At 45.9% G+C, this 26486-nt stretch carries 28 protein-coding genes; 22 read left to right on the top strand and 6 right to left on the bottom strand.

The window, feature by feature from the left end; all coding sequences use genetic code 11:
• Positions 1-78 precede the first annotated feature (78 nt).
• The 7 genes from hemC to HBAL_RS16220 all read left to right on the top strand — a co-directional run bounded on the left by hemC (position 79) and on the right by HBAL_RS16220 (position 9129).
• On the top strand, positions 79-1050 hold the full coding sequence (gene hemC / locus HBAL_RS00370) for a hydroxymethylbilane synthase (RefSeq protein WP_012777933.1): 972 nt from the start codon (positions 79-81) through the stop codon (positions 1048-1050).
• Between the two features lie 5 nt (positions 1051-1055).
• A complete protein-coding gene (locus HBAL_RS00365) occupies positions 1056-1778 on the top strand; it encodes a uroporphyrinogen-III synthase (protein ID WP_012777932.1) in 723 nt (240 codons plus the stop codon).
• Positions 1779-1844: 66 nt separating this feature from the next.
• A complete protein-coding gene (locus HBAL_RS00360; protein ID WP_149037335.1) occupies positions 1845-3455 on the top strand; it encodes a hypothetical protein in 1611 nt (536 codons plus the stop codon).
• A 5-nt stretch (positions 3456-3460) separates the two neighbouring features.
• On the top strand, positions 3461-4948 hold the full coding sequence (locus HBAL_RS00355) for a heme biosynthesis protein HemY (RefSeq protein WP_012777930.1): 1488 nt from the start codon (positions 3461-3463) through the stop codon (positions 4946-4948).
• Positions 4949-5180: 232 nt separating this feature from the next.
• Entirely contained in the window at positions 5181-6293 is a 1113-nt protein-coding gene (locus tag HBAL_RS00350; protein ID WP_012777929.1) for a GNAT family N-acetyltransferase, read from the top strand.
• Positions 6294-6454: 161 nt separating this feature from the next.
• Complete coding sequence (locus tag HBAL_RS00345; protein ID WP_012777928.1) at positions 6455-7672, top strand: threonine ammonia-lyase; 1218 nt, start codon at positions 6455-6457, stop codon at positions 7670-7672.
• Between the two features lie 155 nt (positions 7673-7827).
• Positions 7828-9129, top strand: a complete 1302-nt coding sequence (locus tag HBAL_RS16220; protein ID WP_012777927.1) for an FKBP-type peptidyl-prolyl cis-trans isomerase — start codon at positions 7828-7830, stop codon at positions 9127-9129.
• Positions 9130-9223: 94 nt separating this feature from the next.
• On the opposite strand, the gene HBAL_RS00335 is transcribed toward HBAL_RS16220, so the two are convergent.
• Positions 9224-9886, bottom strand: coding sequence for a tetratricopeptide repeat protein (locus HBAL_RS00335; RefSeq protein WP_012777926.1), 663 nt, complete (start codon positions 9884-9886; stop codon positions 9224-9226).
• 67 nt (positions 9887-9953) lie between these two features.
• Between HBAL_RS00335 and HBAL_RS00330 the strand changes: the two genes are divergently transcribed.
• Positions 9954-10799, top strand: a complete 846-nt coding sequence (locus HBAL_RS00330) for an SDR family oxidoreductase (protein ID WP_012777925.1) — start codon at positions 9954-9956, stop codon at positions 10797-10799.
• Here the strand turns inward: HBAL_RS00330 and HBAL_RS00325 are convergent.
• On the bottom strand, positions 10778-11551 hold the full coding sequence (locus HBAL_RS00325) for an alpha/beta hydrolase (RefSeq protein WP_012777924.1): 774 nt from the start codon (positions 11549-11551) through the stop codon (positions 10778-10780). The genes HBAL_RS00330 and HBAL_RS00325 overlap by 22 nt on opposite strands.
• Before the next feature lie 117 nt (positions 11552-11668).
• Here HBAL_RS00325 and HBAL_RS00320 point away from each other — a divergent pair, with 117 nt between their 5' ends.
• From HBAL_RS00320 to HBAL_RS00280, 9 genes are all read left to right on the top strand, one after another.
• Entirely contained in the window at positions 11669-12913 is a 1245-nt protein-coding gene (locus HBAL_RS00320) for a glycosyltransferase family 4 protein (protein ID WP_012777923.1), read from the top strand.
• Positions 12910-13974 (top strand): glycosyltransferase family 9 protein, encoded by a 1065-nt coding sequence (locus tag HBAL_RS00315; RefSeq protein WP_012777922.1) that lies wholly within the window; start codon positions 12910-12912, stop codon positions 13972-13974. Before HBAL_RS00320 ends, HBAL_RS00315 begins: the two co-directional genes overlap by 4 nt.
• A gap of 93 nt (positions 13975-14067) precedes the next feature.
• Entirely contained in the window at positions 14068-14607 is a 540-nt protein-coding gene (infC, locus tag HBAL_RS00310) for a translation initiation factor IF-3 (protein WP_012777921.1), read from the top strand.
• 75 nt (positions 14608-14682) lie between these two features.
• Positions 14683-15042, top strand: coding sequence for an I78 family peptidase inhibitor (locus tag HBAL_RS16215; RefSeq protein WP_012777920.1), 360 nt, complete (start codon positions 14683-14685; stop codon positions 15040-15042).
• A 1-nt stretch (position 15043) separates the two neighbouring features.
• Entirely contained in the window at positions 15044-15487 is a 444-nt protein-coding gene (locus tag HBAL_RS00300; protein WP_012777919.1) for a cupin domain-containing protein, read from the top strand.
• Between the two features lie 220 nt (positions 15488-15707).
• On the top strand, positions 15708-16316 hold the full coding sequence (locus HBAL_RS00295) for a hypothetical protein (RefSeq protein WP_012777918.1): 609 nt from the start codon (positions 15708-15710) through the stop codon (positions 16314-16316).
• Between the two features lie 223 nt (positions 16317-16539).
• The gene (gene rpmI, locus HBAL_RS00290; RefSeq protein WP_012777917.1) at positions 16540-16740 is read left to right on the top strand and encodes a 50S ribosomal protein L35; all 201 of its coding nucleotides are present in this window, start codon (positions 16540-16542) and stop codon (positions 16738-16740) included.
• A 47-nt stretch (positions 16741-16787) separates the two neighbouring features.
• Positions 16788-17150: a 50S ribosomal protein L20 gene (gene rplT / locus HBAL_RS00285; protein ID WP_012777916.1), complete on the top strand. Its 363-nt coding sequence runs from the start codon at positions 16788-16790 to the stop codon at positions 17148-17150.
• A 74-nt stretch (positions 17151-17224) separates the two neighbouring features.
• Complete coding sequence (locus HBAL_RS00280; protein ID WP_012777915.1) at positions 17225-17848, top strand: hypothetical protein; 624 nt, start codon at positions 17225-17227, stop codon at positions 17846-17848.
• Here HBAL_RS00280 and HBAL_RS00275 read toward each other — a convergent pair.
• Positions 17845-18543 (bottom strand): DUF2161 domain-containing phosphodiesterase, encoded by a 699-nt coding sequence (locus HBAL_RS00275; protein WP_012777914.1) that lies wholly within the window; start codon positions 18541-18543, stop codon positions 17845-17847. The two genes, HBAL_RS00280 and HBAL_RS00275, sit on opposite strands and share 4 nt — an antisense overlap.
• Positions 18544-18590: 47 nt before the next feature.
• Between HBAL_RS00275 and HBAL_RS00270 the strand changes: the two genes are divergently transcribed.
• From HBAL_RS00270 to HBAL_RS00250, 5 genes are all read left to right on the top strand, one after another.
• Entirely contained in the window at positions 18591-19094 is a 504-nt protein-coding gene (locus HBAL_RS00270) for a DUF2306 domain-containing protein (protein WP_012777913.1), read from the top strand.
• 136 nt (positions 19095-19230) lie between these two features.
• A complete protein-coding gene (pheS, locus tag HBAL_RS00265) occupies positions 19231-20316 on the top strand; it encodes a phenylalanine--tRNA ligase subunit alpha (protein WP_012777912.1) in 1086 nt (361 codons plus the stop codon).
• A 47-nt stretch (positions 20317-20363) separates the two neighbouring features.
• Positions 20364-20924: a hypothetical protein gene (locus HBAL_RS00260; protein ID WP_012777911.1), complete on the top strand. Its 561-nt coding sequence runs from the start codon at positions 20364-20366 to the stop codon at positions 20922-20924.
• 52 nt (positions 20925-20976) lie between these two features.
• A complete protein-coding gene (gene pheT, locus HBAL_RS00255; protein WP_012777910.1) occupies positions 20977-23388 on the top strand; it encodes a phenylalanine--tRNA ligase subunit beta in 2412 nt (803 codons plus the stop codon).
• A gap of 198 nt (positions 23389-23586) precedes the next feature.
• Positions 23587-24567 carry a ParA family protein gene (locus HBAL_RS00250; RefSeq protein ID WP_012777909.1) on the top strand — a complete coding sequence of 327 codons (981 nt, stop codon included), beginning with the start codon at positions 23587-23589 and terminating at the stop codon, positions 24565-24567.
• On the opposite strand, the gene HBAL_RS00245 is transcribed toward HBAL_RS00250, so the two are convergent.
• The 3 genes from HBAL_RS00245 to HBAL_RS00235 form a co-directional block, all read right to left on the bottom strand.
• Positions 24564-25211 (bottom strand): bifunctional diaminohydroxyphosphoribosylaminopyrimidine deaminase/5-amino-6-(5-phosphoribosylamino)uracil reductase RibD, encoded by a 648-nt coding sequence (locus HBAL_RS00245; RefSeq protein ID WP_012777908.1) that lies wholly within the window; start codon positions 25209-25211, stop codon positions 24564-24566. The two genes, HBAL_RS00250 and HBAL_RS00245, sit on opposite strands and share 4 nt — an antisense overlap.
• Before the next feature lie 166 nt (positions 25212-25377).
• Positions 25378-26088 carry a 2,3-diphosphoglycerate-dependent phosphoglycerate mutase gene (gene gpmA, locus HBAL_RS00240; RefSeq protein WP_012777907.1) on the bottom strand — a complete coding sequence of 237 codons (711 nt, stop codon included), beginning with the start codon at positions 26086-26088 and terminating at the stop codon, positions 25378-25380.
• Positions 26089-26247: 159 nt separating this feature from the next.
• Positions 26248-26484, bottom strand: coding sequence for a DUF2164 domain-containing protein (locus HBAL_RS00235; protein ID WP_012777906.1), 237 nt, complete (start codon positions 26482-26484; stop codon positions 26248-26250).
• Between the last annotated feature and the right edge of the window lie 2 nt (positions 26485-26486).

The raw sequence follows: 26486 nt of genomic DNA, 5'->3' as shown, positions 1-26486 counted from the left end.
CTCCCCATTAGTCACAATACCAAGTGAATGATGTCGTTTGAGCACGAAATTTATACAAAAACTGGAGAGACTCGGGACGTGAGCAACAAAAACTCGACACAAACTCAGGCAAAACCCCTCACCAATTCAACACAGATTGTAAAGATTGGTGCACGTGGATCGCCACTTGCCGTGCAGCAAGCTGAAGATTTTGCGGCTCGTTTTAAAGAAATTGTCGGGAATACAGTCGAAATTGAGATCCACACTTTCACTACTTCCGGCGACCAATTATTAGACAAGCGCTTACAAGATGCTGGCGGCAAAGGCCTATTCACAAGAGAGCTGGACATCGCGCAACTATCAGGACGCATCGATATTGTGGTTCATTCTCTCAAAGATGTACCAACAGTGCTCCCAGACGGATTGCAAATGGGATGCTATCTACCGCGCGAAGACCCACGAGACGCATTGTTTGGAAAAGTGGGCAATATCAAAGACCTACCTCATGGTGCAACCCTTGGAACAGCAAGTCTACGTCGCAGCGCCCAAGCCCTAGCCCTTCGTCCAGACCTAAAAATCGTTATGTTTAGAGGCAATGTGCAAACTCGCCTGCGCAAACTAGAAGAAGGTCAAGCTGACGCCACACTACTCGCTGCCGCAGGTCTAAACCGTTTAGGTATGACAGACAAAGCAGCCGGTTTTATGCCCAAAGAAGAAATGTTGCCCGCATGTGGACAAGGCATTGTCTGCACCACACTAACCAATAATGCAGAAGACTGGATTTTTAAGGCATGTCTGCAAATTGATGTTCTAGAATCACGTATTGCCGCAATAGCCGAGCGTGCTTTTCTTAAAAGATTAGACGGATCTTGCCGCACGCCGATTGCCGGACATTTGAGCTTTAATGAAACTGGTGTGGATATGCGCGGAGAAGTCTTGGCTGATGATGGCAGCAAACGCTGGTTTTCACAAATGAGCCTTGATACAATTCCAGATGAAAACCAAGCAGCTTCATTAGGGTTTGAATTAGGTGAAAAAGTCGCCAAACTCAGGGATAATAAGGGTCAATAAAGACTATGACAAAATTGCTTACGGTTTTAGTCACCCGCGCGGAACCAGGTGCTACACAGACGACAAACCGATTGAAACAAAATGGTTTTTTGGGTGAAAAACTACCAGCAATAAAGCTCACCCAGACTTCAATTGTATTTAATCAGCAAAACTATAAAGGTGCGCTGATTTTCACTAGCCAAAATGGCGTTCAATTTGCGCCTCGCGCTCCATTTCGACATGCAAAACAGGTCTTTTGTGTCGGCGATGCAACCGCACAAGCAGCACGTCAAGCTGGTTTTAAAAATATTCACTCCGCTCGCGGTGATGCAAATGATTTAAAACAATTTATTAGTGAAAACTGGAAGCCCAATAATGGACCATTGCTTCATATGGGTAATTCCACCCCGCGCGGAAATATCGTTCAAGATCTGAATGATGAGGGGTATGACGCAGAGTTCTTACCTGTCTACCAATCTAAAATTCATCCTGATTTTGAAGAAAAATTGCGACATCGCTTACAAATGGATTTGAAGCTTGATGTTATTCTGGTTCATTCACCCATGGCCGCAGAGTTTATAGATCTCGCGCTTCAAGATTGGTCCCAATTATCCAGCATTACACTTCCTAAAGTCGTAGCAATTTCCCCAGATGCGGGAAATCCGCTCAAAGATCTCTTCAACGAGAAGGTAATTTGCGCTGCAAAACCTAATGAAATTAGTCTGTTAGAACAGCTTAAAGTCTCTTGAATAATTGCCCAATCTGGCGCATTAATTGAATGGGATTGAGGGACAAAGCAGGAAGAAATGATAGAGATGAACGATACTTCGGATTCAAAAAACAACAATTCCGATGGCCCTGATGACAAAACTCAGCCCGAGACTGCTTCACCTGTTTCCGAAAATACACCTTCGTCTGCAAAAGACCCAATTGATGCTGAATTTGACAATGTCATCGTAGACGACAAAACCCCTTTTGAACCAAGAGAAACAGTCGAAAAATCAGGCCCCGGTTGGGGAGCGCTTCTAACGACAGGCGCTTTTTCTGCGATTATCGGGGCTGCTATTTCTATGGTGGCCACTGGATCTAGCGGCATGGATACCGCAAAATTTGCGCCCGCCGAAGTAAAAAATCAAATCGTTAAAGTTGAAACTCTACAAAACGATTTAAATGACCGCGTCCAAAAAATAACGGGAAGCATATCAGAGCTTGAAGCCAAGCAAACCTCATCAATTGCTAGCGTCAATGCTATCTTGGATGAACGTATCGAAAGTGAAATTTCAATGCGAGAAGAGCTATCTCTTCTCACCTCTAATTTAGAATTATTTCTAAATGACGCATCTATAACCGCAGAACCCGAAACAAACGCTGAAACTGCACTTACAGAAACTCAAAACGGATCTGAGACGGCACCTAATGCTGACACAGAAACCACTGAAACTGTCGCATCAGATACATCACCTACTCAACCAAGCCGCCTAGCTGCACTACGCTCGCTTATTACGCGCATGGACGTACTCGAATCTCACTTGGCAGCTTCTGGCGGTGATGAAGACGGTATCGCGTCAACCAACCTACCAAACCAGCTCTCAAGTGAAGATATTTCAACCCTCACTCAAAGGCTAAACAAAGTTGAAGCCGCCGAAGCTAGCTTGAAAAAAGCCATGCAGGCACGATCTGACGCTATTCGCGCTTTAAATCTTGGCCTCACTCAAACTCAAAAAGCCGTCAAAAGCGTCGAAGCTGATATTGAAGAATTACGCAGTGAAAAAATCACTGCATCTGCAAAGGCACAATTAGAGCGCTCAAGCCTCGAACAATCTCAAGCGTCAATTTCAAGTGCCTCTATTGCAATGACCAAACTCGAAGCAAAATCTTCACGAGGAAAACCCTTCTTCCAAGCTTGGACCGACCTTTCACAAGCTATGCCAAATAACGACAATGTGAAACAGTTAGAAAACATTGCGCGGCGCGGCGTACCTTCAATCGAGCAATTGTCCTCTGCTTTTAAAGAAATGGAAGCTAGCCTCGTCAAAAAAGCATCCGCCTCTCAGGAAAATGACGGGTGGGACTGGGCACGCAATGCGCTTGGCGGTGTCGTCTCCGTGAAACGCACTGAAGGAGAAAAAATCGATAATGCCGGACGACTTCAAAACATCTCCAATGCCTTAAAAGCAAGCAAAATGGACGAAGTTGTTCAAAATGCCAAAGATATTGATGGCCCTTTAGCGTTAGAAATAGAAGACTGGCTCGAAGGCGCTCAAAGACGTTTGGCCTTTGATCAACTTTCAGACGCCATTAAAAAAGATATTCTCGAACAAGTTGGCGTTATTATGCCACCTGAAGGTCTGGAAACAGATACAATTTCTCCAGAACCAACCCCAGAAACAGCCAATAAAACGGTTGCCAGCGAAGAAGGTCAGTAAACATTATGCGAATAGTCATATTGCTAGCCGTTGTTATCCTGACGATCGCTGCTGTTACATACGCCTTTAACGCACCAGATGACGTCTCGATTGCTTTCAATGGCGCTGAATATGGCATGTCTCGCTACACAGCTGGTATTTTGGTGATTGTCACAGGTGCCTTGGTTGCCGTTGGTTGGTATGTTCTTTCAACGATCCTTCGCATTCCATTTGCATTAAACAGAAGCGCAAAGCGCGCCAGATTTGGGAAAGCACGCAATGCTCTGGCTGATGGTCTGATCGCAGCCGAAGGTGGAGATTCAATCGATGCTTTAAAAAAAGCACGCAAATCGACCAATCTCGCAAAATCAGATGCTAGTGATCGCAAACTTTCCTATCTGCTGGCAGCGCGCGCCGCAGAAGCCAATGGCGACTGGAGTGATGCTGAACATGCCTATAGCGATCTCTCCCGTGAAAAAGGGGCCGAGTTAGTTGGCCTGCGAGGCCTTGCAGCGGCCGCAATTCAACGCGGCGACCTTCGCGGCGCAGAAACTCACACACGTAAGGCTTTATCTCTCAAATCCAATGCTAGCTGGCCTTTTAGCACATTGTTTGAACTACAAACTAAAGCGGCTGATTGGGAATCGGCAAATGAAACACTGACCATTGGTGAAAAGCGCAAATCCATTGATTTAGAGGTGGCTCGCCGCCGGCGCGCTGTTCTTCATACTGCTCAAGCTTCTCGCATTCGCCAAAAAGCACCCGAAAAAGCAGAAAGACTAGCCGCAGATGCGGCACGTATGGCTCCTAGTTTTCCGCCAGCCGCCTATATCGCTGCTAGTTTACAATTAGCAGCAGGCAAAGCATCCAAAGCACAAGCAAGCATAGAAGGCGCATGGCGAATTCGTCCCCACCCAGCGCTGGCATTGCTATGGCGTGATCTTAAAACAAATGAACCAACTTCCGCACGTGCAAAACGCTTAAATGCGCTTGCACACATTAATCCATCGCATCGTGAAAGCCGTATTTTACTCGTTGAAGCCGCTATGATTCAAGGCCAATGGGACGAAGCCGAAGAAACGCTCAGCCATGTTCTTCGCGAAGGTGAAACCACGCGCTTGTGCACGCTTATGGAGGCAATTGTCGGCGGGCGCGGCGATGTAGAACAAGCATCAAGATGGTCACGTTTAGCTTCATCTGCAGCCAGAGAAGCCGATTGGTCTGATATTGATCCAGATGGTCGTGCATTCAATTTCATCAATGAAGATTGGGCACGCCTCGTCTACACATTTGGAGATGCAGGTTCACTCATCCACCCAAGATATGAAACCTATGGCGGCGAATTGGAAACCATTGCTCATATAGCGTTGCCATCTCCGACAAAATCTAATCCGGTTCAACCTCCAGAAAATCTTGCAGTCATTGAACCTGCTCTTGAAGAAGAAACAGGTAAAAACAAAGAAGAGATTATCGTCGATGGTGATGAAGTCGAGCAAAATGGTCGCACACAATAACAAACGTGATTGTAAAACCCATTAAAAATGCTCTTCAAAAGTATTATTTTTCTTGAGAAACTCTCATAAACCACTGAATACAGTGATAATATTTTATAATTTGAGAAATATTCACTTAACCGTTAGAGTAAAGTTATCATAAATTTCATAGAGTACTCTAAATAGAATTCTCATCTTATTGATTTATGTTCAAATTTCGCAAGTTTGTTTGCGAAGTTAGAAGAGCATTCTGATGTGGTTTGATGTAGGACCGTTAGTTGTGAAAGCACACTGCGTATCGCCGAGTGATTTGACAAGAGACGAGCTGAATGCTTGGCATAGAATCCTGTCTGAGAATCCTGCTTTAAGAAGTCCCTATCTTTCACCAAGTTGGGCAAAGCTTGTAAATCGTTCACGAGCTGACTCTAAAGTTGTTGTCTTCACAAGAGATTCAAAACCCGTCGGATTCTTACCTGCTCAACGTTTAAATGGACATGCTGCATTGCCATTGGGCGGCCCAATCTGTGATTATCAGTGTTACATTGCTGGAAACGACACCAAATTTGACCCACGCCTCGCTTTGGATGCCCTTAATGTTCAACGTATAGATTTTACTGGCCTGACCGACGGCCACGCCTGCTGCGCACCCCACATCAAATCTGAAGATTCAGGCATGTTGGTCGATCTCTCATCTGGTTGGGAAGGCTATCAAGAAGCAAAGCGCGCATCTGGTTCCAGCGTTATCAAACGCACACGGAAAAAATTCCGCAAAATGAAATCTGAATGCAAAAATGTAACATTTGACGCTTTCACTCACAATAAATCTGATTTTGAAACTTTGATGCAATGGAAACGCGATCAATGGAAAAGAACAAACTCCGTTGACGTCATGTCAAAGCCTTGGATTAGTCAGATCATTTCAGATTCATTTGATATTTCCGAAGAAAGTTTTGGAGGTGAGTTATTTACCTTGAAATCAGATGGTGAACTTGTCGCTGCCCTTTACGCGCTGAAGTTAGACAAAGTTCTTCATGCTTGGTTTGTCGGATATTCAAGAGATTATGAATGCTATTCACCGGGATTAATATTATTCACTGAAGCCATCCATGCTATGGCAGATGCAGGATATGAAATGCTGGATCTTGGTGGGGGCGATTATCGCTTCAAACAAAGCCTCGCCACTCAAACCCGAGTCGCTGGTCCTGGTTTTGTCGGATCTACCAATCTCGCAACACTTTCCAGATCTCTTCAATATAAATTGCGTGCTTCAGTAGAGGCAATGCCGTTGGGACCGGTCAGTGATTGGCCAGCCAAAGCCATGCGTCGTGTGGACGTCATGCGCGGTATGCACAATTCAAACGCATAAACCAGAAGCAAAATATTTCTGTTATTTCCGGCTTAAGCCAAAAATATTTATAATTTTTCGTCCTAAGGCGTGAAAAACAACAAATCTCCCCATTTGATATGTTGATGCTTACCTAAAGGCCGCATAGTGTCCCGCAAAATTTCTTGTAGGATATGAATGAAGTGACCGACGCAAAAACAATCTCATATGAAGACATATTAGCTGCAGCCAAAGAGCTGGAAGGCGAACTGGAACGCACGCCAATGCGTAAATCCCGTACATTGTCAGAGATTACCGGCGCGGAAATTTGGATTAAATTTGAAAACCTCCAATTTACGGCTGCTTTCAAAGAACGCGGCGCGCTAAACAAGCTAAAAAGCTTAACTGAGGCTGAGAAAAAAGCCGGCGTCGTCGCGATGTCTGCGGGAAATCACGCCCAAGGTGTCGCCTATCATGCTGCCCGCTTAGGTATTCCAGCAACCATCGTCATGCCCAAATCAACTCCCTTTGTGAAGGTTGAGCATACACGTAATTATGGTGCACGGGTCATCCTCCACGGAGAAATGCTAACTGAGTCTGATGCCTACGCGCGCGAATTGGAAGCAAAAGAAGGCCTCACATTCATCCACCCATATGACGACGCCAAAGTCGTCGCTGGACAAGGCACAATAGCTTTGGAAATGTTAGAGGATCAACCAGATCTGGAATATCTTGTCGTTCCAGTCGGAGGCGGTGGTTTAATTGGTGGCATGACTGTAGCCGCTAAACACATCAACCCGGATATCCATATTGTTGGTGTTGAACCTAGCATGTACCCATCTTTGACCGCTGAAATGCGCAATGAAGAAGCCCAAGTTGGTGGCGCAACGATTGCCGAAGGTATCGCCGTTAAAAAAGTAGGTGAAATCGGTGCCGCTATCTGCCGCGAGATGATGGACGAGGTATTGCTCGTTGAAGAAGAGCATCTTGAACGTGCGATTACATTGCTTGCGACAGTTGAGAAAACTGTTGCTGAAGGTGCCGGCGCCGCTGGTTTAGCGGCCCTACTCGCCTACCCGCAAAAATTCTCCGGTCGCCGTGTCGGTCTTGTTGTATGTGGCGGAAATATTGATACACGTTTGCTCGCATCCGTTTTAACGCGCTCGCTTGTACGTGAAAAACGCTTAGCCTCTATTCGTATGGTTGGCGGTGACAATCCGGGCTTGCTTGCCGATGTGTCCCGTATCATTGGTGAAGGCGGCGCCAACATAATCGAAGTGGCTCACAATCGAATAGCACTGGATGTGCCTGCCAAAGGCGCCGAATTTGATATTTTGATCGAAACACGCGACGCGCAACACACGCAGGACATCGTAGATGCTTTGTCCAGAGCAGGTTTCCCACCACGCTCACAAGACTAGCTTGTGATAAAAGCGAGAGAATAGAATCAAATTATAGATATTCTCTCGCCAAACCTGAATCATACTTAACATATCCAAATGAAACAGGCCCTTTTGTCTATTCAGATTGTTTGCTAACACCCACATAATCTTAATCCAGCAGGAAAGACCCATTCATGCTGAAACGCTTTATACTTAGTCTGCTCGCTGTTTGCTTCGTCGCAGCTTGCTCTGACACTCAATCCTCGGAGATATCTTTGACTGATCCATTTGCAACCGCCTTACCTTGGGATGAATCCCGTTCAGACATCATCAAAACAGAAAGCGGGCTGCAATATATCGTCCTTAAATCTGGCGATAAAGACGGCATCAACCCTCTCCCAACCGACCAAGTTGTAGTTCACTATGACGGTCGTCTCGCAGAGGGTGGCAAGAAATTTGACTCATCCTATGATCGCGGTTCACCGGCTACTTTTCCAGCTGGTGGTTTAATCCCGGGCTGGGTAGAAGCACTTCAACTTATGACGCCCGGCGATGAGTGGATGGTTTTCATTCCGTCAGACCTAGGATATGGCCAACACGGCGCAGGTGGTGACATCCCGCCAAATGCAGACCTTGTATTCCGCGTCTCTCTTGAAGACGTTATCGAAGGCCCAAAGCCAATCAAAGTAGACGAGACAATCTGGTCAAAATACGCACAATGGCCAACAGATTCAGACGAAGTTGTAAAAACTGATACCGGCTTACAATACATCATCCTTAAATCTGGTGATGAAAACGGCATAAGCCCGACACCATCAGATCAAGTCGTTGCTCATTACGATGGACGTCTTGCTACAAATGGTCAAAAATTTGACTCTTCATTTGATCGCGGTGAGCCTGCTGTTTTCCCAGCTGGTGGTCTTATCCCAGGTTGGGTTGAAGCACTGCAACTGATGAAACCTGGTGATGAATGGATGCTTTATGTACCAGCTGATCTCGCTTATGGCGAAGACGGTGCCGGCGGCGCTATTCCACCAAACACAGACTTGATGTTCATGCTTCACCTGAAAGACGTTCGCGTCACACCAAAGTCAGATGAAGCAGCTTGGGCAAAATATTCAGATTGGCCTAGCGATGCCGAAGAAGTCATCAAGACAGAAAGCGGCTTGCAATATGTCATCCTAGAATCTGGTGATCCAGATGGTGTCAGCCCACGTCCGCAAGACATGGTAGATGTTCACTACGAAGGTCGCCTAGCATCAGACGGAAGCATGTTTGACTCTTCCTTCCAGCGCGGCGAGTCCGCTCAATTTCCAGCTGGTCGTCTGATCCCAGGTTGGGTTGAAGGCCTCCAATTGATGAAACCAGGCGACCGTTGGATGATGTATATCCCATACGAGCTAGCCTATGGTGAAGCTGGACGCCCACCGGTTATCCCAGCTAAAGCAGACCTGATGTTCGAAGTCGCTCTTGGCGGTGTTCAACGCGCTGACTAACAGTGATATAAAACGACACAAATAAAAAAGGCGGCTTCTTTCGAAGTCGCCTTTCTTTTTGCTCTGATTATCTAGCGCATTACAAAACTCTCACCTATCGGTGCGTATTCCCGCTTTTACGGAGGGCATCGCGCACTTCTCCGCGCAGCACCAAAACATCAATGTCTTTTGGCGCTAAATACATAGCCACTTTCAGATCTTTTTCAGCTAGGTCTAATTCATTCAATCCCAGCCGTGCTTTTATGCGCATTTTCAATGCATCAAGATCATTTTGATCTAACGCCAACGCCTCGGTCGCATCTGAATCCACCCCTAACCATTGCTTGAGCATCACGCGGGCGCGGGCTCGATCTTTATATAATTCAGGATCAGAAGGGGATAAGCGAATAGCATTACTCAAAGTTAGCTCCGCCGCTTCATAGCGATGCGCAATCAGCCAAGCATTACCTGATTGGGCCAAATAAACAGCACGGTCCTGTATGGTGCCGCCATCTGTGGCATTTGCCAAATCTTCAAGCCGAATAGCACCCTCTTCCAGATGCCCCAATTCTATCAAAGCAAGGGCAACGCAATGTCTGGCACGGGCGCGATTAGTTTCAGCCATCCATGCAAGACCGTCTTCATATGCATCAGCAGGAGATGTATCCAATTTGCTAATACATGCCTCAAGCCGCTCGACTTCTCTTTCCGCATATTGTGATGATGCATCTAGCATCATAAAAACTGATACCAGACTAGACTGGACGAAGGCGATCATAGCGGCTTACTCCTGAAGCAAGATATTACGCACACTCTACGCGCTCAATCCCGAAGGTACAAATGACATGACTGTTAGAACGTTAATGTGTTTTGGATATGGCTATACCGCAAAATACCTTGCGAAAAACGTTTCGGTTTCGAAATGGAAAATAATTGGCACAAATCGCGACCCCGAAACGAATTTTGATCCCGAAAATAAAAACGTCCGTCTACTGACATGGCCTGATCCGCAATTTCGCCCACCACAGGCAGATGCAGTCCTTATTTCGGTTCCGCCAAACGACAAAACATGCCCGGTTTTTGCTCAGTTAGATCAACTGAAAAATTGTTTCGGATCAAAAACATGGATAGGATTTTTGTCTTCCACCGGTGTTTACGGAGATTTAGGTGGTGGTTGGGCATTTGAAGAAACGCCAATAAAACCGTTAAGCACCGAAGCAAAAAATCGCGCTATTGCGGAAAGACAATGGCAAGATATAGGCGCGCACATATTTCGTCTACCCGGAATTTACGGCCCCGGACGATCCACATTTGACCGCATCAGATCGGGCAAATCCCGCCGTATTATCAAACAAGGCCAGATTTTTTCTCGTGCACATGTAGAAGATATTGCAGATCTTTTGGCGCGCTCAATCGCCAAGCCAAATCCCGGTAGAATATATAATGTCGCTGATGATGTTCCGTGTTCACCGCAAGAGCTTATTGAACATGGCGCAAAACTTTTAGGTGTCGACCCACCCCCAGCTGTCGCATTCGAAGATGCCGGCCTGCCATTAAAAGCCCAGCGCTTTTATTCAGAATGCAAGCGCATTTCCAATGCTCGCGCAAAATCCGAACTTGGCTGGCGTCCCAAATATCCAAGCTATAGAGAAGGTCTACCTGCCATACTTCAGGCTGAAACATCCAACTGATCAGCCAAGGTCAGAACAGTATGTTTGATATTTTCAATATCTTGTGGGCGCGACATGCGATGATCGCCATCTTTGACGAGATGAAAACTCACATCTTCAGATGTTATCTGAGTCACCAAATTCTGCGCGTATTCCCAAGGCACAGCATCATCTAAAACACCCTGAATAATACGAACTGGCATATTGTTTAGATCAATTGGCGAATCCGTAATCTGAAGCTCACGTCCCGCCTGTATCAGTGCTTTGGTGATTGGATAATCATCTTCATATTCAGATGGGCGCATCCAAAAGCCCTTTGTTTCAATTTCTTCTCTGATCTCTTGAGAAAACCCAGCCCACATAAGTTTTTCGGTAAAATCTGGCGCTGGTGCAATCAAAACCAGTCCCACCACGCGCTCTGGTCTCTCCATCGCTGCCATGAGAGACACCCACCCTCCCATAGACGAGCCGACCAATATAATCGGGCCATCAATTAGTTCATCAATGGCTAGCAACGCATCGCGTTTCCAATCCGCAATCGTCGTATTTTCAAAGGCGACATCACTTTCACCATGGCCGGTATAATCAAAACGCAAGAAAGGTCGATCATGTGCCATGGCTGCTTGGTGAAGCTCTGTTGCTTTGCCGCCCATCATGTCTGAACGCAGACCACCACACCACACAATACCCGCTTTTTTTGCATTGCCATTTGAACGTCGAAACGCAATTTTTCCAGCTGGAGTTGGATGAAATTCTGTTTTGGCAAAAGACATTGGAAACTCCGAAATTTAATCCTGTATGGTCGTTAGCGATGAACTACGATATATGAGTCATCAAACCAAGTAACTTGCATACCCTATTTATATGCGTTGACGAGCGAGAGCATACTCATGACCACTGATAAGCAAACAGCTGGTGACGCATCATTGTCCAATAAATCTCTGCCAGACCTTTCAGGCAAAACAATCTTACAAGTTATTCCTGATTTAGCAGCTGGCGGCGCAGAGCGTACAACTGTCGAAGTGGCTGAAGCAATCGTAAACGCGGGTGGACGCGCCCTCATTGCCAGTGCCGGCGGACGCCTCGAAACAGAACTTAAAGCAGTTGGCGGAGAGCTAGTCAGACGAGAATCATTACCTTCTAAAAATCCAATAAAGATTTTCCAAAACGCCGGATGGTTGCAACAGATAATCTCCAAGGAAAATGTGTCACTTATCCACGCCCGCTCTCGGGCACCAGCTTGGAGTGCCTATTGGGCTAGCAAGGCAACACATATACCTTTCGTGACAACCTATCACGGTGCCTATAATGCTAAATCAGCTTTGAAGCATTGGTATAACTCTGTCATGGCACGCGGAAACATCGTGATCGCTAATTCAGCATTCATTGCAGAGCATGTCGCCATTACCTACCCAAAAGCTGCGAACAGAGTCGTCACTATCCCTAGAGGCGTGGACCTAAAAGCCTTCACGAAGTCGACAATTTCTCAAACGCAACGCGATGCAATTATTGAATCTTGGTTCTCGGGAACTAAGCCAGATCTACCCATTATTCTCCTACCCGGCCGCCTCACAGGGTGGAAGGGACAAAAAATTGCCATTCAAGCAATGACCCAATTGGCCCAAAACGGCAATAAAGACTGGATACTCATTCTCGCAGGAGATGATCAAGGGCGCACTGAATACACATCAGAATTACGCTCAATGATTGACCGCGAAAGCCTATCTGAACACATCAAAATCGTCGGTCATTGCTCAGATATACCAGCCGCAATGGACATTAGCGATATCGTATTGGCCCCTTCGCAAGAAGCTGAAGCCTTTGGCCGCGTCGCTGCTGAAGCAGGCGCATTGGAACTTCCGACAATCGTGTCAGACCTAGGCGGACAACGCGAAACTGTGATTGAAGGCGTGACCGGATTTAGAGTAAAAGCAGGTGATATCAATGCGTTAAGTCGTGCCATACAAAAAGCACTGCAAATGCCAATTGAACAACGTCAAATTATGGGCAAAAAAGCAGCACTCCACATACAGTCTAATTTCACGACGGCAAACCTGCAGGCGATGACTTTAGGCGTTTACGCTGATGTGCTTCAATCAAAGACCAATACGCAACGCTTAGGGCATTCTGAATGACGACGGATACAGAAATGGAATTTGTTCCGCCTGCAAACCCCGGAGATAAACTCCGAAGGGTATTGATCATCCAATTTGGGCCTATGCGTTGTTTCCTAGAAGGCATGGCCGCCAGCGCTTACATTCGCCGCACGCATAGATCAGCGCATATTACCCTACTGACTGAACCCAGATTTCATGAATTTGGTAAGGCATGTCCCTATTTCAACGACGTTGAAGTCCTTACTGAAAACACAAAAGCCTTTGTTTTAAAAAAGCTCAAAAGCGCAAAATATGAAATGCTTTATGACTTTCAAAACGACAAAGAAAGCCTTTCAATCGGAAAGTCACTTGGTATCAAGCTGCAATCAAGCATCGCAAATGGCGTATCGCATACATATCGCGCTTTTGCCCCGATTGAACATTATACACGCCGTGTTGCAGACCAATTATTCTGCGCTGGTATTGCAGCAACAGATGGTGGCCACATCAAGCGTTGGACGGAGGCAGAACGACCACGATCTGACTTTAGCTGGATTAGAGCCGCATTTAGAAATTCACCTCGCTTAGAGCCAGCGTTTTTCAATCTCTATGAGAAATATGCCCTCATCATTCCTGGCGGGCCGCTAGATGGAACCGAAGCAAGCTGGTCGCCGCAGAAATTTGGACAACTTGCAAATAAGATTGCAGAAGCTGGGCTCATCCCAGTGATCGTCGGCAATCCAACTCAGGGTCAGGCTGCTCAGAAGATAAATACAATTTGTGAAAAGGCGGTGAACCTAATTTCACGCGCTGATTTCTTTCAAATTATATCTATCGCTCAACGTGCTCAGTTTTTTGTTGGTGGAGAAACCGGACCAACTTATTTAGCGGCGAGCACAAATATTCCGGGAATTGTATTGTTTCGTCAGGGCTGGTCTCAAGAAGATGAAGCAAGCTTAAAAACGATATGGAACCCACGTACACGCCTAGGCGAACTTGCGCCCAAGGGCGGGAATATCATCGCGAATACTGCTGAAAATATAGACACAATAGAAACAGAAAACGTTTGGCAGTCCATTTTAGGATTAAATGTGCTATAGTATACAACGATATTACATTTTCCTATCTTGAATAAGAGCCAAGAATAGGCCAATGGATATTACACAAATATTGGCAACAACAGGAGATTAGCCATAGCACGTCGCCCACAAGCAGCAGCGCCTGCAAAGAAAACCGGCCCCAACGTCAACCAAGACATCACTGCACCTCGCGTCCTTCTCATTGATGAAGCCGGCGAAAAACAAGGTGAGATGCCTCTTAGTTCTGCGTTAGATGCGGCCCGGGAAGCTGGCTTGGACCTCGTAGAAGTTTCCGGTGGATCACAACCAACCGTGGTAAAAATCCTCGATTACGGAAAACTACGCTTTGAAGAACAAAAGAAACGCGCTGCTGCAAAGAAAAAGCAGAAAGCTGCGGACCTCAAAGAAATCAAAATGCGCCCCAACATCGACACGCATGATTATGAAGTTAAGAAGAAAGCCATGACGCGCTTTTTCGATGATGGCGATAAGGTGAAAGTCACATTGCGTTTCCGTGGACGTGAAATGGCTCACCAACAATTGGGTATGGAATTGCTTCAACGCGTTAAAGAAGACTTTGCCGAGATTTCTAAAGTTGAAACAGAGCCAAAACTTGAAGGCCGTCAAATGACGATGGTTCTTTCACCACGCTAGCATTGATAATCAGCTAGAAATTTTATGCCACCGCATAGTTTAATCATGCATTTCTTTCAAAATGGGGAAAATCGAATGCGTACATTAATGAAAACCCTCAGCGGTGGCATGTTTGCCCTTTTGATCAGCGCATGCGCGACAACACTCCCGTCAGATTCTGGTGAAACAACAAATCCAGAGCCGGTGTCATCCACACCAGATGAAATACCTGCGCAAATAGATCCCACACCTGAAGATCAAGCGAATAAAGACACATGTGGTGCCGCGCCGCTTAATATGCTTATCGGGAAAAGCATCGCCGCTGTTCAGATGCTAGCTGATCAAAACATCCGCATTATCGGTGTAGATACGATGGTCACCAAAGATTTTCGTCCTGATCGGATAAACATCAAAATTGATGAAGTCGCAACGATAACAGACATCTATTGCGGCTAAATTGAACAAGTCGCCTCAAACCAAAGCCCAACAGCTTATTAAGTCATTAGAGATGCAGCCCCACCCTGAAGGTGGTTGGTATAAAGAGACTTGGCGAGAATCGTCACCGAACGCGGAAAGAGCATCTGGAACTGCAATCTTTTATTTACTTGAAGCAGGTCAGTATAGCCACTGGCACAAAGTGGATGCCGCTGAAATCTGGCATTGGTATGATGGCGCACCGCTCACACTTGAAATTTCCCCTGATGATGAAACCCCTGCTTCCCAGCATGTTCTGGGGCCAGACATTCTCAGCGGACAAATGCCTCAAATCATTGTGCCAAAAGGACACTGGCAGTGTGCCAAGTCGACAGGTTCATACTCACTTGTCGGCTGTACAGTTAGTCCCGGATTTGAATTTTCAGGCTTTGAAATGGCTCCGCCCCATTTCTGTCCCGGCAATTAGCATTCTCAAAACCCTCAGTACACAAAGCTTTTTTAGGTTAACCCGTCTCGATTCGGGACATATGGTTAATGAAAGGTTAATATAATACCGTAAATAAAAATAATGCTGGATCAGTTCTTGCAAAGCTGCTATGCAAATATGTAACAACCCATTTTCGCAGAGCTAGCCATTAATTTATGCAGCTCTCGAAATATAAAAAAGACCCCGGGGATTTTCTAATATGTTGAAAAACATAAAAACAATTGCAGTATCTTTGTTCGCAGCCAGCATTGCAACAATTGGCATGTCCAGCCAGACAGCCCAAGCAAACGACGTTCAAGACTTCTTGTCTGAGTTCAATTTTGAAACTGGCCGTGTATTGATCATTGCTCCAGATGGCGTTCGTCCATCTGCAGATTGGTCAATTCGCTTCAGCGCAGACTTCGGATCTCGCAAAGCAAACTCAACACCAATCGTGATTGACTATGCTCTTGCTGACCAAAAAGCAGTTAAATTGCCTGCAAACGTATCTGAAGAAAACGCATACATGCTAGCTGTACAACCCGAGCTAAGCATAGAAGCCAACCAAACACGTGCTGATTTTGTTGGCTTGTCTAAAATGGATGGTGCAGACGAAGTCGCCATCAACATGCAGCTAGGTGCTAGCTTTAAAATTGCTGATGACAAGCAAGCAAATGTGTGTGCTGCAAACAAAATCCCTACACCTGTAGATGTATGGATCAAACCATCAGACGATGCAGACTGGCAGCGCCTATCTGACATGGAAAACCTATGGAAATTTGGTTTCTTCTTGCGTTCAGCGATTAACTCGGCTTGCCCAACAATCTAAGCTGAATAGTCAAAATCAAGAATTCTAAAGGCGGCTTTTTTCAAGGTCGCCTTTTTATATGGACCCATATTTGAGATGAACATACGAATCTCTATTGATTCTTTTTGTCAGCCGCGTATAAGTCCGCCTTTCGTGTACTAGCTGGGCCAATAGGCATGCCTTGTTAGTCTGAACATCAAGTCCCGCCAATTACCAGATTGGCAACGACCTTTAGGAGATGAAAATGCCAAAATTGAAAACTAAAAGCGGTGTAAAAAAGCGCTTTAAATTGACAGCAACTGGTAAAGTAAAATCAGGCCAAGCAAACAAACGCCACGGCATGATCAAACGTACGCCTAAACAAATCCGTCAACAACGCGGAACAACTGTTATGGCAGACAATGAAGCACGTAAAGTGAAGGCATTCCTTCCATACGGCCTTTAAGCCCTTTTGCATCAATTTAGATAAACACCGAATTTTAGGAGAAGCTCATGGCTCGCGCACGCGGTAAAGTCCCAGCACATGCTCGTCACAAAAAAGTAATCAAAGCTGCAAAAGGTTATTACGGTCGCCGTAAAAACACTTTCCGTACAGCTCAATCTGCCGTTATGAAGGCAGGCCAATACGCTTATGTTGGTCGTAAAGTTAAAAAGCGCGCTTTCCGTTCGCTTTGGATCCAGCGTATCAACGCTGCTGTTCGTGAAATCGACCCAAACACAAACTACTCAACTTTCATCAATGGTATCACAAAAGCTGGTATCCAGATTGACCGTAAAGTTCTGTCTGACCTAGCCATCAAAGAGCCTGCAGCATTCAAAGCAGTCTTCGACAAAGCAATGGCTGCTATCGCTTAATTAGCGACGTACATTGAAGAATTCAAAGAACGCGCTACCCTAACGGGCGGCGCGTTTTTTATTTGGGGATTGAAATGACAAAAATTGGGGCTCTTCTTTCTGGTCTGATTATAGCTTTAATCTCGGCCCCAGTATTCGCTGACATAGGACCATGCCATATTGAGAAAAGGCCTTTAATCTATTCTTCTTATGCAATTTCTCCAAAAGAGTTCATTGCTCAAACAAACGATATGACAAGCATTGAGCAGAAGAACATTGCTTTTTACCAACTAGAAACCGCCTATTTAGATGCTATAGAAAACGACTACATGATACCCGTAAAACTATTCGGATACATTGAATACTATGGTTCCTACGCAAAAGGCGAAGATTTCCGAACGTATCTAGTTCATATGACACTCGCGGAAATAGCTTTTAAGGCCAAATTGAAGAAACACTCGAATAGACATCTAATAAAAGCATTTGAATACTTGGAATTTCTTTATCCTAAACGCTTGAATAGTAAGCTAAAGCGCCGCTCAGGGAGTTGGCAACAAAAACACGAATATGGTTGCACACTAACCGGAATCCCGCAGCAGGGAAGCAATCTTGACCAATATCTATCCAACGGGTTTGCGAAGCAAGCTGAAGCGTATGGAGACATTATTCTTGCCGACTTAGTCCGACAAGAGTTAATATCAACACAAAAAGAACACTAACGGTCATGCCCCTTCACCCCCTCAATACCCTTAGGCGTGATCGCATATATCCCCTTCTCTACACGTTCAAACCATCCATAATGATCATCTGCCATTAAGCGTGTGGCGCGATCAACGCCCGTTGCTTTGGCGACGATTGCGCCTTTGCTTGGGCCTTCAGCTTCCAAAAATTTCGCACACAGCATTGCATCTTGGCGATAGGCTGTAATCAGCCCCACCCGCGTTTGCCCGCCTTGGTTAGGATCACCCACGCGACGCGCAAACTCTTTCAATAGTCTTCTTTGTCTCACCTTAGATTTTCGCGGCTGATACGGCGCAGGATCGCAATGCACCTCAACGAGTTCATCTTTTAGACGCACTGTGATTAATCCCAAACCCAAACGGCGACATAAAGACAAATGCCCCTTCATCGCAGTCTGAAATGCCTTGCCGCTTCCGCGCGGTATCACAAGATACACATCATCAGAGATGGCTTGGCGCGCCACGCCTTGATGTAAAAGCGCTAAAGTAAAACTTAGCTTCAACTCAATCAGAACCGGTGGCTCATCCCCGCGCACCGCCACAGCATCCACGGCTCCAATCTCAGCTTTCACCTCATATCCCTGCCCTTCTAGGAAGGACTTTACAGGTTGATACAGGTCGGTTTCTTTTGGCTTGTTTTTGGATTTATCTGCCAATTTGTTCTTTTCTTTCATACAATTCCAAGTACCGTGCCTTGATGGTTTGAGGGGATTATTTTTCAATGTTGGAACAACTAGCTGCCGCGTCCTTACCGATTAAAATTCATATCGCAGCGATCCTGCCTTCTACCTTCCTTGGAACCTACATTCTGATTTCAAAAAAAGGCACGCCCGTCCACAAATTATTGGGACGCATTTGGTTATGCTTAATGGTGATTGCATCCGTTTCAAGTTTCTTTATCCACACTATAGGAGGGATTGGTGATTTTAGTCCTATCCATGCACTTTCAGTATGGGTCTTGATAGCCGCATATATCGCAATTTGGTCTGCCCGCACCAAACGCTTTAACACGCATCGAAAATATATGGCTGGGACCTATCTAGGAAGCATTGTTCTCACGGGATTTTTTACATTTTCTCCCGAACGCCTGATGAACAAACTGATACTTGACGGCTATAGCTTTTCTTCTACTCCAAACCTGAAGGTGTTGATCACAGGCACGGTTTTAGTCGCTATGTTCGTCTTTGCAGGTTTAGTTGGCGTAAAGGTTTATCGAGGCAAATAAGCCGATCTCAACTCACTTAACGCGTAATAAATTCTAGCCTGACTTCACATCCCTTCCACAATCCGCTAATCCACTCGACAATATGTTTTTAGGGATATTTCCCCTATCTAAATTCGGACTATGAGGTTCTTCGCCGATGACGGCCACGCTCGACAATCTCGACGCTCTTGAAACTGAAATTTCAGCAGCCATCAATGCCACCACCAATGAAGCCGCGCTAGAAGAATTGCGCGTTGCTGAGCTTGGCAAAAAAGGTCGCGTCTCTCTCATGATGCGCGAACTTGGCAAGATGAGTCCTGAAGAGCGTCAAGAAGCCGGTCCCAAATTAAACGGCCTAAAAACCCGCCTCGCAGACACAATCACAGCCCGCAAGGAAGTTTTGGAAACAGAAGCGCTAAATGCTCAACTTGCTGCCGAAACCCAAGACTTATCCTTGCCGCCACGTCCTGAACCAGTCGGTGCACTTCATCCTGTTATGCAGGTTTTTGAAGAAGTCGCAGCCATTTTTGGTGATATGGGATTTGCGGTTGCCGAAGGTCCAGACATTGAAGATGACTTCCACAATTTCACAGCACTAAACTTCCCCGAAGGACACCCTGCGCGCGAAGATCATGACACATTCTTCATGACTCCAGACGCAGAAGGACAACGCAAAGTCCTCAGAACACACACATCACCAGTACAAATTCGTACAATGATGAGCCAAAAACCACCTATTCGTGTGATTATTCCAGGCCGCGTTTACCGCAAAGACTGGGACGCAACACACACACCTATGTTCCACCAAGTGGAAGGTCTCGTAATCGACAAAACAACACATATGGGTCACTTGAAGCAGTGTTTGACTGACTTCTTGGAAGCCTTCTTTGAAGTAGACAACGCCGAAACGCGCTTTCGCCCACACTTCTTCCCGTTCACAGAACCATCCGCTGAGATGGACGTACGCTGTGATCGCTCTGGTGACAGTATCAAAGTCGGACAGGGTGATAGCTGGTTAGAAATTCTTGGCTCCGGCATGGTTCACCCCAATGTTTTGCGTAATTGCGGCCTAGATCCTGATGAATATCAAGGCTTTGCCTTCGGAATGGGCATCGACCGCCTCGCCATGCTTAAATACGGCATGCCTGATCTACGTCCTTATTTTGAAGCAGATGCAGACTGGATTTCAAACTATGGATTCAAGCCTTGGTTATTGCCAACACTAACAGGCGGTTTGAGCTAAATCGCGTTTCTCACCGTATTCAACATTGCCAAGGGGGCGTGTAGATCATGAGTAAAGAATCATTCTCAGCAATGGAAGTTGTCATCGCCGTTGGTGCGTTGGTGACATCTGCTGCGGCTGTCTACATTGCTTGGGATCAGGCAAAGACCATGCACGTCGAACAGCATGCATCTGTTTTTCCTGCGATTCAGATTGATCCATTTAATCATCACGACAATGGACATGGACTACAACTTGGTTGGAATGTTGAAAATGCTGGTGTTGGCCCAGCCTTCATTCGTTCGGCCAGACTGTATAAGGGCGACACCGCTCTGACAGGCTATGAAGAGCTCACATCCCTCATTCCCGCTGGTGCAGACATTGAATTTAAACAATTAACTGGCCGTGTGATTGCGCCAGGTGTGGCTAAAGAAGCGCTCACCCTATCTTGGCGGTCATTGGTTATTCCTCAATCAACGGTCACTGGTGCCTATGCCAGCACAGGTGATTGGACGATGGAGATATGTTATTGCTCCACACTTGATCGCTGCTGGACTTCAAAATCAGGCCAACGTGTTCATCCTCAACGCATTGACGCCTGCACAACATATAAAGACGGGCTGTTTTAAATCCGATATTTAAACGCCCTTAAATACCCTCTACCTAGAAAAGACGAAACCGATGAAATTCTCAGTCTCTTGGCTTAAAGACTATCTTGAAACAGACGCTGATCTCAGTGGCATTATAGATGCCATGATCCTTGCCGGTCTGGAAGTTGAAGAAGTTGAAAACCCAGCCGAGAAGCTTGCCGCTTTCACTACGGCAAAGGTTAGTAAAGCTGAGCAGCACCCAGACGCTGATAAATTACGCGTTTGTACCGTTGAAACAAAAGACGGCACTAAGCAAATCGTCTGTGGTGCACCCAATGCCCGCACAGGAATCACTGCCGTCTACGCCCCTTTAGGCGCTTATATTCCCGGTCTTGATTTCGCTCTGGATAAAAAGCCCCGCAAACTTCGCGGCGTTGAAAGTTCCGGCATGATGTGTTCAGCCACAGAAATTGAAGTTGGTACGGAAAGCGATGGGATTATGGAAATCGAAGGTGATTTCCCAGTCGGCACACCTATCGCTGAAGTTCTTGGCCTAAATGATGCTGTTATTGATTTTGAAGTGACGCCAAACCGTCCAGACTGGCTCGGCGTTACTGGTATCGCACGTGACCTTGCAGCTGCAGGTCTAGGCAAAGTTAAAATTCCAGAAGTACCAGAAATCAAAGGCAGCTTCCCTTGCCCAATCAAGGCGACATCTGACGACACAGAGGCTTGTCCTGTCTTTATGGGGCGCTTGATCAAAGGCGTTAAAAACGGCCCATCACCCGACTGGATGCAAGCACGTCTCAAAGCTATTGGTATCAACCCCAAAAACATGCTCGTTGACGTCACCAATTATGTCTCATTTGACCGTTGTCGTCCCCTCCACGCTTATGATGCAGACAAGCTATCTGGCAATATTGTTGCCCGTCTTGCAAAAACGGGTGAGAAACTTGAAGCCCTCGATGACAATACATATGAATTAAACGAAGATATGTGCATCATCGCAGATGATAGCGGCCCAATCGGTATTGGCGGCATAATGGGTGGATTGGGTACCGCCTCTTCAGAGGAAACAGTCAATATCTTCTTGGAAGCTGCGATCTTTGATCCATTACGCACAGCACGTGCAGGACGCTCAACTGGTATTGTGTCAGATGCACGCTACCGTAATGAACGCGGTATCGACCCAAATTCTTGCCGTGAAGGTCTGGATTTAGCCACACAGCTCATTCTTGACGCATGTGGCGGCGAAGCTTCAGACATTGTTGTAGGCGGTGCAGAGCCTGCCCCTCAAGAGGCGGTTGATTTCAAGCCAGTCGATATGAAACGCCTAACCGGTGTCGACATGAGCGCTGATCGCATGAAAGAAATTCTTGCGACACTTGGCTTTGGCGTCGACAAAAAAGCCAAACTTGAAGACTCTTTATGGAAAATCAGTGTGCCAAGTTTTCGCCGCGATGTTTTCCAATCAGCCGATATCGTCGAAGAACTCATTCGTATTGAAGGCTTTAACGCCCTCCCGACTGACAGTCTTCCACGCGAAGCGGGTGCCGCCAAACAAGTCGTCACACCACTACAAAACCGCGTTCGCACATCACGCCGCGTTCTTGCCTCTCGTGGTTTCCTTGAGGGTGTAAGTTGGTCTTTCATGGATCGCGAAACAGCCAAATCATTTGGTGGCGGCGATAATGATGCGCTCGTTGTCGATAATCCAATCGCCAATGATCTAAATTATATGCGCCCTTCTGCTTTGGCTAACCTTGCCCAAGCAATCCAGCGCAATGTCGATCACGGGGCTGAAGAAGTTCGTCTGTTTGAAGTTGGACCCGTTTATCTTGGGGATGGCCCCAAAGATCAGCGTACGGCTGTAACATCACTTGTAAAACCACGCCCAGCTCGTCATTGGTCAGGTGCAAACGCGCCTTATGATGCATTTGCAGCAAAAGCAGATTTGTTTGCTGTTCTTGCATCAATAGATCAACCAGGTGAACGTTTCCAAATAGGTGAACCAGTCGGCGGGCATTGGCACCCTGGGCGCTCTGCAAGTCTGCGCCTAGGTCCTAAAAATGTCATCGGGACATTTGGTCAACTACATCCTGCTGTTTTGAAAAAACTAGATGTAGAAGGCCCAATGTTTGGCTTTGAGATTTATCTTGAAGCAATCCCACAAGTAAAATCAAAAGGCGGTAAAACAAAACCACGTCTTGAAAAAGCCGATCTCACCCCGATCCGCCGTGATTTTGCATTCCTTGCTGATGCAAGCACTCCCGCCGGAGAAATATCAAAAGCGGCATCCAATGCAGACAAGAAACTTGTGACTGCCTGCCGTATTTTTGATGTGTATGATGGTGAGGGCATGCCTGAAGGTAAAAAATCTGTCGCGATCGAAGTCACATTACAACCTCGCGAGACTCAGCTCAAAGATGCAGATATCGAAAAGATTTCAAAAAGCATTGTTGCCGCTGTAGCTAAAGCGACAAAAGCTGAACTTCGTGGTTAATTTATAAAAGCTTACTCATAAATACGTCACTCGATTTTATTATGCTGCACTGGTTGGGGAATGAACGACCAGTGCAGATTATTTGAAATTAGTTTCGACATTCATTTGCAATACAAGCTAAGCTCTGATTATCGTGTCATTGGGGCTGGGAATATTGTAGATTAAATTACCGGTTGTCTCCGGTTTTTGAGGGTAAGAATGGCTTCCAAAACACCTGTAATTGCAGTTGCGAACCTTAAGGGTGGTGTTGGAAAATCAACAACGACACTTATGCTTGCTGAAGGCCTCGCCTATCAGTATGGCCTGAATGTGCTTGTTTATGATTTTGACGCGCAGGCAAATCTTACAGAATTATTGCTAACCAGCGAAGGTGTCACCCGCGAACGCAACCAAGAGCGCGGTGTCGCCGCTATTCTTGATACTTTCGTTCCAGATGCTCAGAAAAATATAGATGATTTACGCATCGTCGTCGAACAATGGAATGCCACTGTTATTGACGAACTCGTTCGAAAAAAGAACCGCAATAAAGAACAAGGCTGGATATCCCTCCTCGCAGCTGACCCATCTATGCGTTTCCTCGAACCTTATCTGGAAAGAAGCCCCGGAAAAGACTGGTTTGATATTGGTGATGCCCTCATAGAACGACTTGAAAAAGCAACGACTTTTGAACGCAATCAAGCTGATATCATCATCATAGACTGCCCGCCCCACGTATCTACTTTATGTCGGGCTGCACTTAAAATGGCAGATTTTTATGTGACCCCCACACTCGCTGAAACGCTTTCCATTTGGGGACTAAGACAGTTTTCAACTTGGATGACCCACACAGATCAAACACCATGGTTGGCCAAGTCAGGTAGTGCCTCTTTTGATGAACGTCAATTTGTTGTGTGCACACGCTTTATGCCGACATCACGCAGTCACCAAACGGCTTTAGCCGGATTAAAACAAGACTGGCCAGAACGTACTTTCTCTTCACCTATTGGTGCACGTGTATCAATGAGCCGAGAGTTACCCCGCAAATCTATAAACAGCCTGCATTCATTTGGAAGCCGATATAGAGGCAAACTAAAATCTGATGTCATTACATTAGCAGATGAATTCACAAGCTTTATCATGCAACACAATTCAGACTTAAACTGGCAACGTGTTAATCATGGAAAATTCCTAGCCGGTTAAATGCCCGATTTCAAAAGGCCTGCTTTTTCAAAAGGCTTAATCAACAAACTATCTGACCGTAAATAAACCCGTGTCATACCCGATTTTCCAAGCCGCTCCATCGCCTCACTCGGTGTTTCAGCTTCTTCAAGTTGAACCTCAGCATCATAACTTTCAGGATTATCGCTGATCTCGAGCAAAGGGCGGCCTGTTTCCAGCAAATGGAAAAAGCCACGCGTTAATTCAGCTGCTTCATCTTCAAGCAACCCCACTTCAACATCAAGACCAGCCGCTTTTAGTTTTGCTATGCCATCTTTAGCAGTGGGGTGTGGATCTATCTGTGCGATGACAACGCGCTTTACCCCTGAAACAACAAGCCTGTCTGAGCACCCCGCACCTCCATTGCTGCGAGAGTGACACGGCTCAAGTGTTACATAAGCCGTCGCTCTGGAAAGTTCTTGTCCTCGTAAGCTTTCCAGAGCAATTTCTTCTGCATGAGGTCGGCCACCATCACCTGTTGCAGCCTCCCCAATAATTGTTTCACCTGATACAAGAACACACGCAACAGCTGGATTAGGTGCAGTCCGCCCCAATTGCGCACGCGCCAGTGCAATCGCGCGCCGCATATAGATTTTATCCATTTCGATTTCAGGTAAAATACTCAAGCCAAGGCTACCCTCTTCTATAAAACCAATCAGGTTTCGCTGGCATAGTTGAGCGCAGGACCGCCACTCATGTAAACCACTATAACTATTGTTTCAGTAAATATCAGACACAAAAAAGCGGAATACTCTTCAGTATCCCGCTCAATATTTTAATCAGATTCAGCTTTTAGAAAGAAGGAATTTCCGTTGCACGATCAGCATCCATATATGCAGCGGATTTAACTTTTAGGTCAGCATCCAAATCGATCATAAGTGGGTTACCAGTCGGAATTTCCACTCCAGTGATCACATCATCTGCTACATCAAACAAATCCTTCACAATGGCACGCAAAGAATTTCCATGCGCAGCAATTAGAATATTTTTGTCTGCTTTAAGAAGCGGTGCAATTTCAGCGTTAAAATATGGCATAACGCGCTCAAGTGTGAGTTTCAAACTTTCCGTCATCGGCACATCTAAGCCTGCATACCGTACATCATTTGCCGGATCGAATTCCGCACCCTTTTCCATAGGAGGTGGCGGCACATCATATGAACGACGCCAAATTTGAACCTGATCTTTACCGTGCTTTGCAGCTGTTTCAGCTTTGTCCAAACCGGTTAAACCACCGTAATGGCGTTCATTCAGGTGCCAGTCTTTGGTGACCGGAAGCCAAGTGCGTTCCATTTCTTCAAGAGCGATCCACAGCGTACGAATGGCACGTTTTTGAACAGACACGAATGCTTGATCAAAAGCCACACCTGAAGCTGCAAGCATTTGACCAGATTTTTTGGCTTCAGCAACACCTTTATCTGTTAGGTTTACATCCCACCAACCTGTGAAACGGTTTTGCAAATTCCATTCGCTTTGTCCGTGACGGATCAATACCAATTTGGCCATGTGGTTGCCCTTCTGTGTTATCATGTTGCCGACAATGATAGATATTCAGATCTAACAATGTGTCTAAAATTCAAGTGTTCGGAATGGGTTTATCAGTCAAATGACAAGCTGCAACATTACTTCGCGTAATTTCTCTTAGAAAGAAGCATATGACGCGTTTTAGCTTTGCTCATCCAAATATACATCCCCATCCAAATCATCTAATCGTGTTTGAAAATAAGCGCGTACATCCTGAACAGCCTGATTATAGACTGTGGGACCAACGGCTTTTAAAACAAGATCTAGCATCTGAGATGCCCGAAAATCCGATAGGTTTTCATCAAACTCATCACGGAACATAATAGCTAATTTATCTTGCAGAGCAGATTTTCGATCATCGTCAATTTCTAATATCATAC

It is taken from the genome of Hirschia baltica ATCC 49814, from assembly GCF_000023785.1.
GTDB lineage: Bacteria > Pseudomonadota > Alphaproteobacteria > Caulobacterales > Hyphomonadaceae > Hirschia > Hirschia baltica.
This window is presented reverse-complemented; position numbering and strand designations above follow the sequence as displayed.

Coding starts and splice junctions, on each gene's coding strand:
- HBAL_RS00325 (WP_012777924.1), bottom strand. CDS start 11,551: ATGTCTTTTGCCAAAACAGAATTTCATCCAACTCCAGCTGGAAAAATT.
- HBAL_RS00235 (WP_012777906.1), bottom strand. CDS start 26,484: ATGATATTAGAAATTGACGATGATCGAAAATCTGCTCTGCAAGATAAA.
- HBAL_RS00315 (WP_012777922.1), top strand. CDS start 12,910: ATGACGACGGATACAGAAATGGAATTTGTTCCGCCTGCAAACCCCGGA.
- HBAL_RS00350 (WP_012777929.1), top strand. CDS start 5,181: ATGTGGTTTGATGTAGGACCGTTAGTTGTGAAAGCACACTGCGTATCG.
- HBAL_RS00250 (WP_012777909.1), top strand. CDS start 23,587: ATGGCTTCCAAAACACCTGTAATTGCAGTTGCGAACCTTAAGGGTGGT.
- rpmI (WP_012777917.1), top strand. CDS start 16,540: ATGCCAAAATTGAAAACTAAAAGCGGTGTAAAAAAGCGCTTTAAATTG.
- HBAL_RS00360 (WP_149037335.1), top strand. CDS start 1,845: ATGAACGATACTTCGGATTCAAAAAACAACAATTCCGATGGCCCTGAT.
- pheT (WP_012777910.1), top strand. CDS start 20,977: ATGAAATTCTCAGTCTCTTGGCTTAAAGACTATCTTGAAACAGACGCT.
- HBAL_RS00260 (WP_012777911.1), top strand. CDS start 20,364: ATGAGTAAAGAATCATTCTCAGCAATGGAAGTTGTCATCGCCGTTGGT.
- rplT (WP_012777916.1), top strand. CDS start 16,788: ATGGCTCGCGCACGCGGTAAAGTCCCAGCACATGCTCGTCACAAAAAA.
- HBAL_RS00295 (WP_012777918.1), top strand. CDS start 15,708: ATGTTGAAAAACATAAAAACAATTGCAGTATCTTTGTTCGCAGCCAGC.
- HBAL_RS00355 (WP_012777930.1), top strand. CDS start 3,461: ATGCGAATAGTCATATTGCTAGCCGTTGTTATCCTGACGATCGCTGCT.
- HBAL_RS16215 (WP_012777920.1), top strand. CDS start 14,683: ATGCGTACATTAATGAAAACCCTCAGCGGTGGCATGTTTGCCCTTTTG.
- HBAL_RS00335 (WP_012777926.1), bottom strand. CDS start 9,886: ATGATCGCCTTCGTCCAGTCTAGTCTGGTATCAGTTTTTATGATGCTA.
- HBAL_RS00365 (WP_012777932.1), top strand. CDS start 1,056: ATGACAAAATTGCTTACGGTTTTAGTCACCCGCGCGGAACCAGGTGCT.
- HBAL_RS00275 (WP_012777914.1), bottom strand. CDS start 18,543: ATGAAAGAAAAGAACAAATTGGCAGATAAATCCAAAAACAAGCCAAAA.
- pheS (WP_012777912.1), top strand. CDS start 19,231: ATGACGGCCACGCTCGACAATCTCGACGCTCTTGAAACTGAAATTTCA.
- HBAL_RS00330 (WP_012777925.1), top strand. CDS start 9,954: ATGACTGTTAGAACGTTAATGTGTTTTGGATATGGCTATACCGCAAAA.
- HBAL_RS00270 (WP_012777913.1), top strand. CDS start 18,591: ATGTTGGAACAACTAGCTGCCGCGTCCTTACCGATTAAAATTCATATC.
- HBAL_RS00320 (WP_012777923.1), top strand. CDS start 11,669: ATGACCACTGATAAGCAAACAGCTGGTGACGCATCATTGTCCAATAAA.
- HBAL_RS16220 (WP_012777927.1), top strand. CDS start 7,828: ATGCTGAAACGCTTTATACTTAGTCTGCTCGCTGTTTGCTTCGTCGCA.
- HBAL_RS00280 (WP_012777915.1), top strand. CDS start 17,225: ATGACAAAAATTGGGGCTCTTCTTTCTGGTCTGATTATAGCTTTAATC.
- gpmA (WP_012777907.1), bottom strand. CDS start 26,088: ATGGCCAAATTGGTATTGATCCGTCACGGACAAAGCGAATGGAATTTG.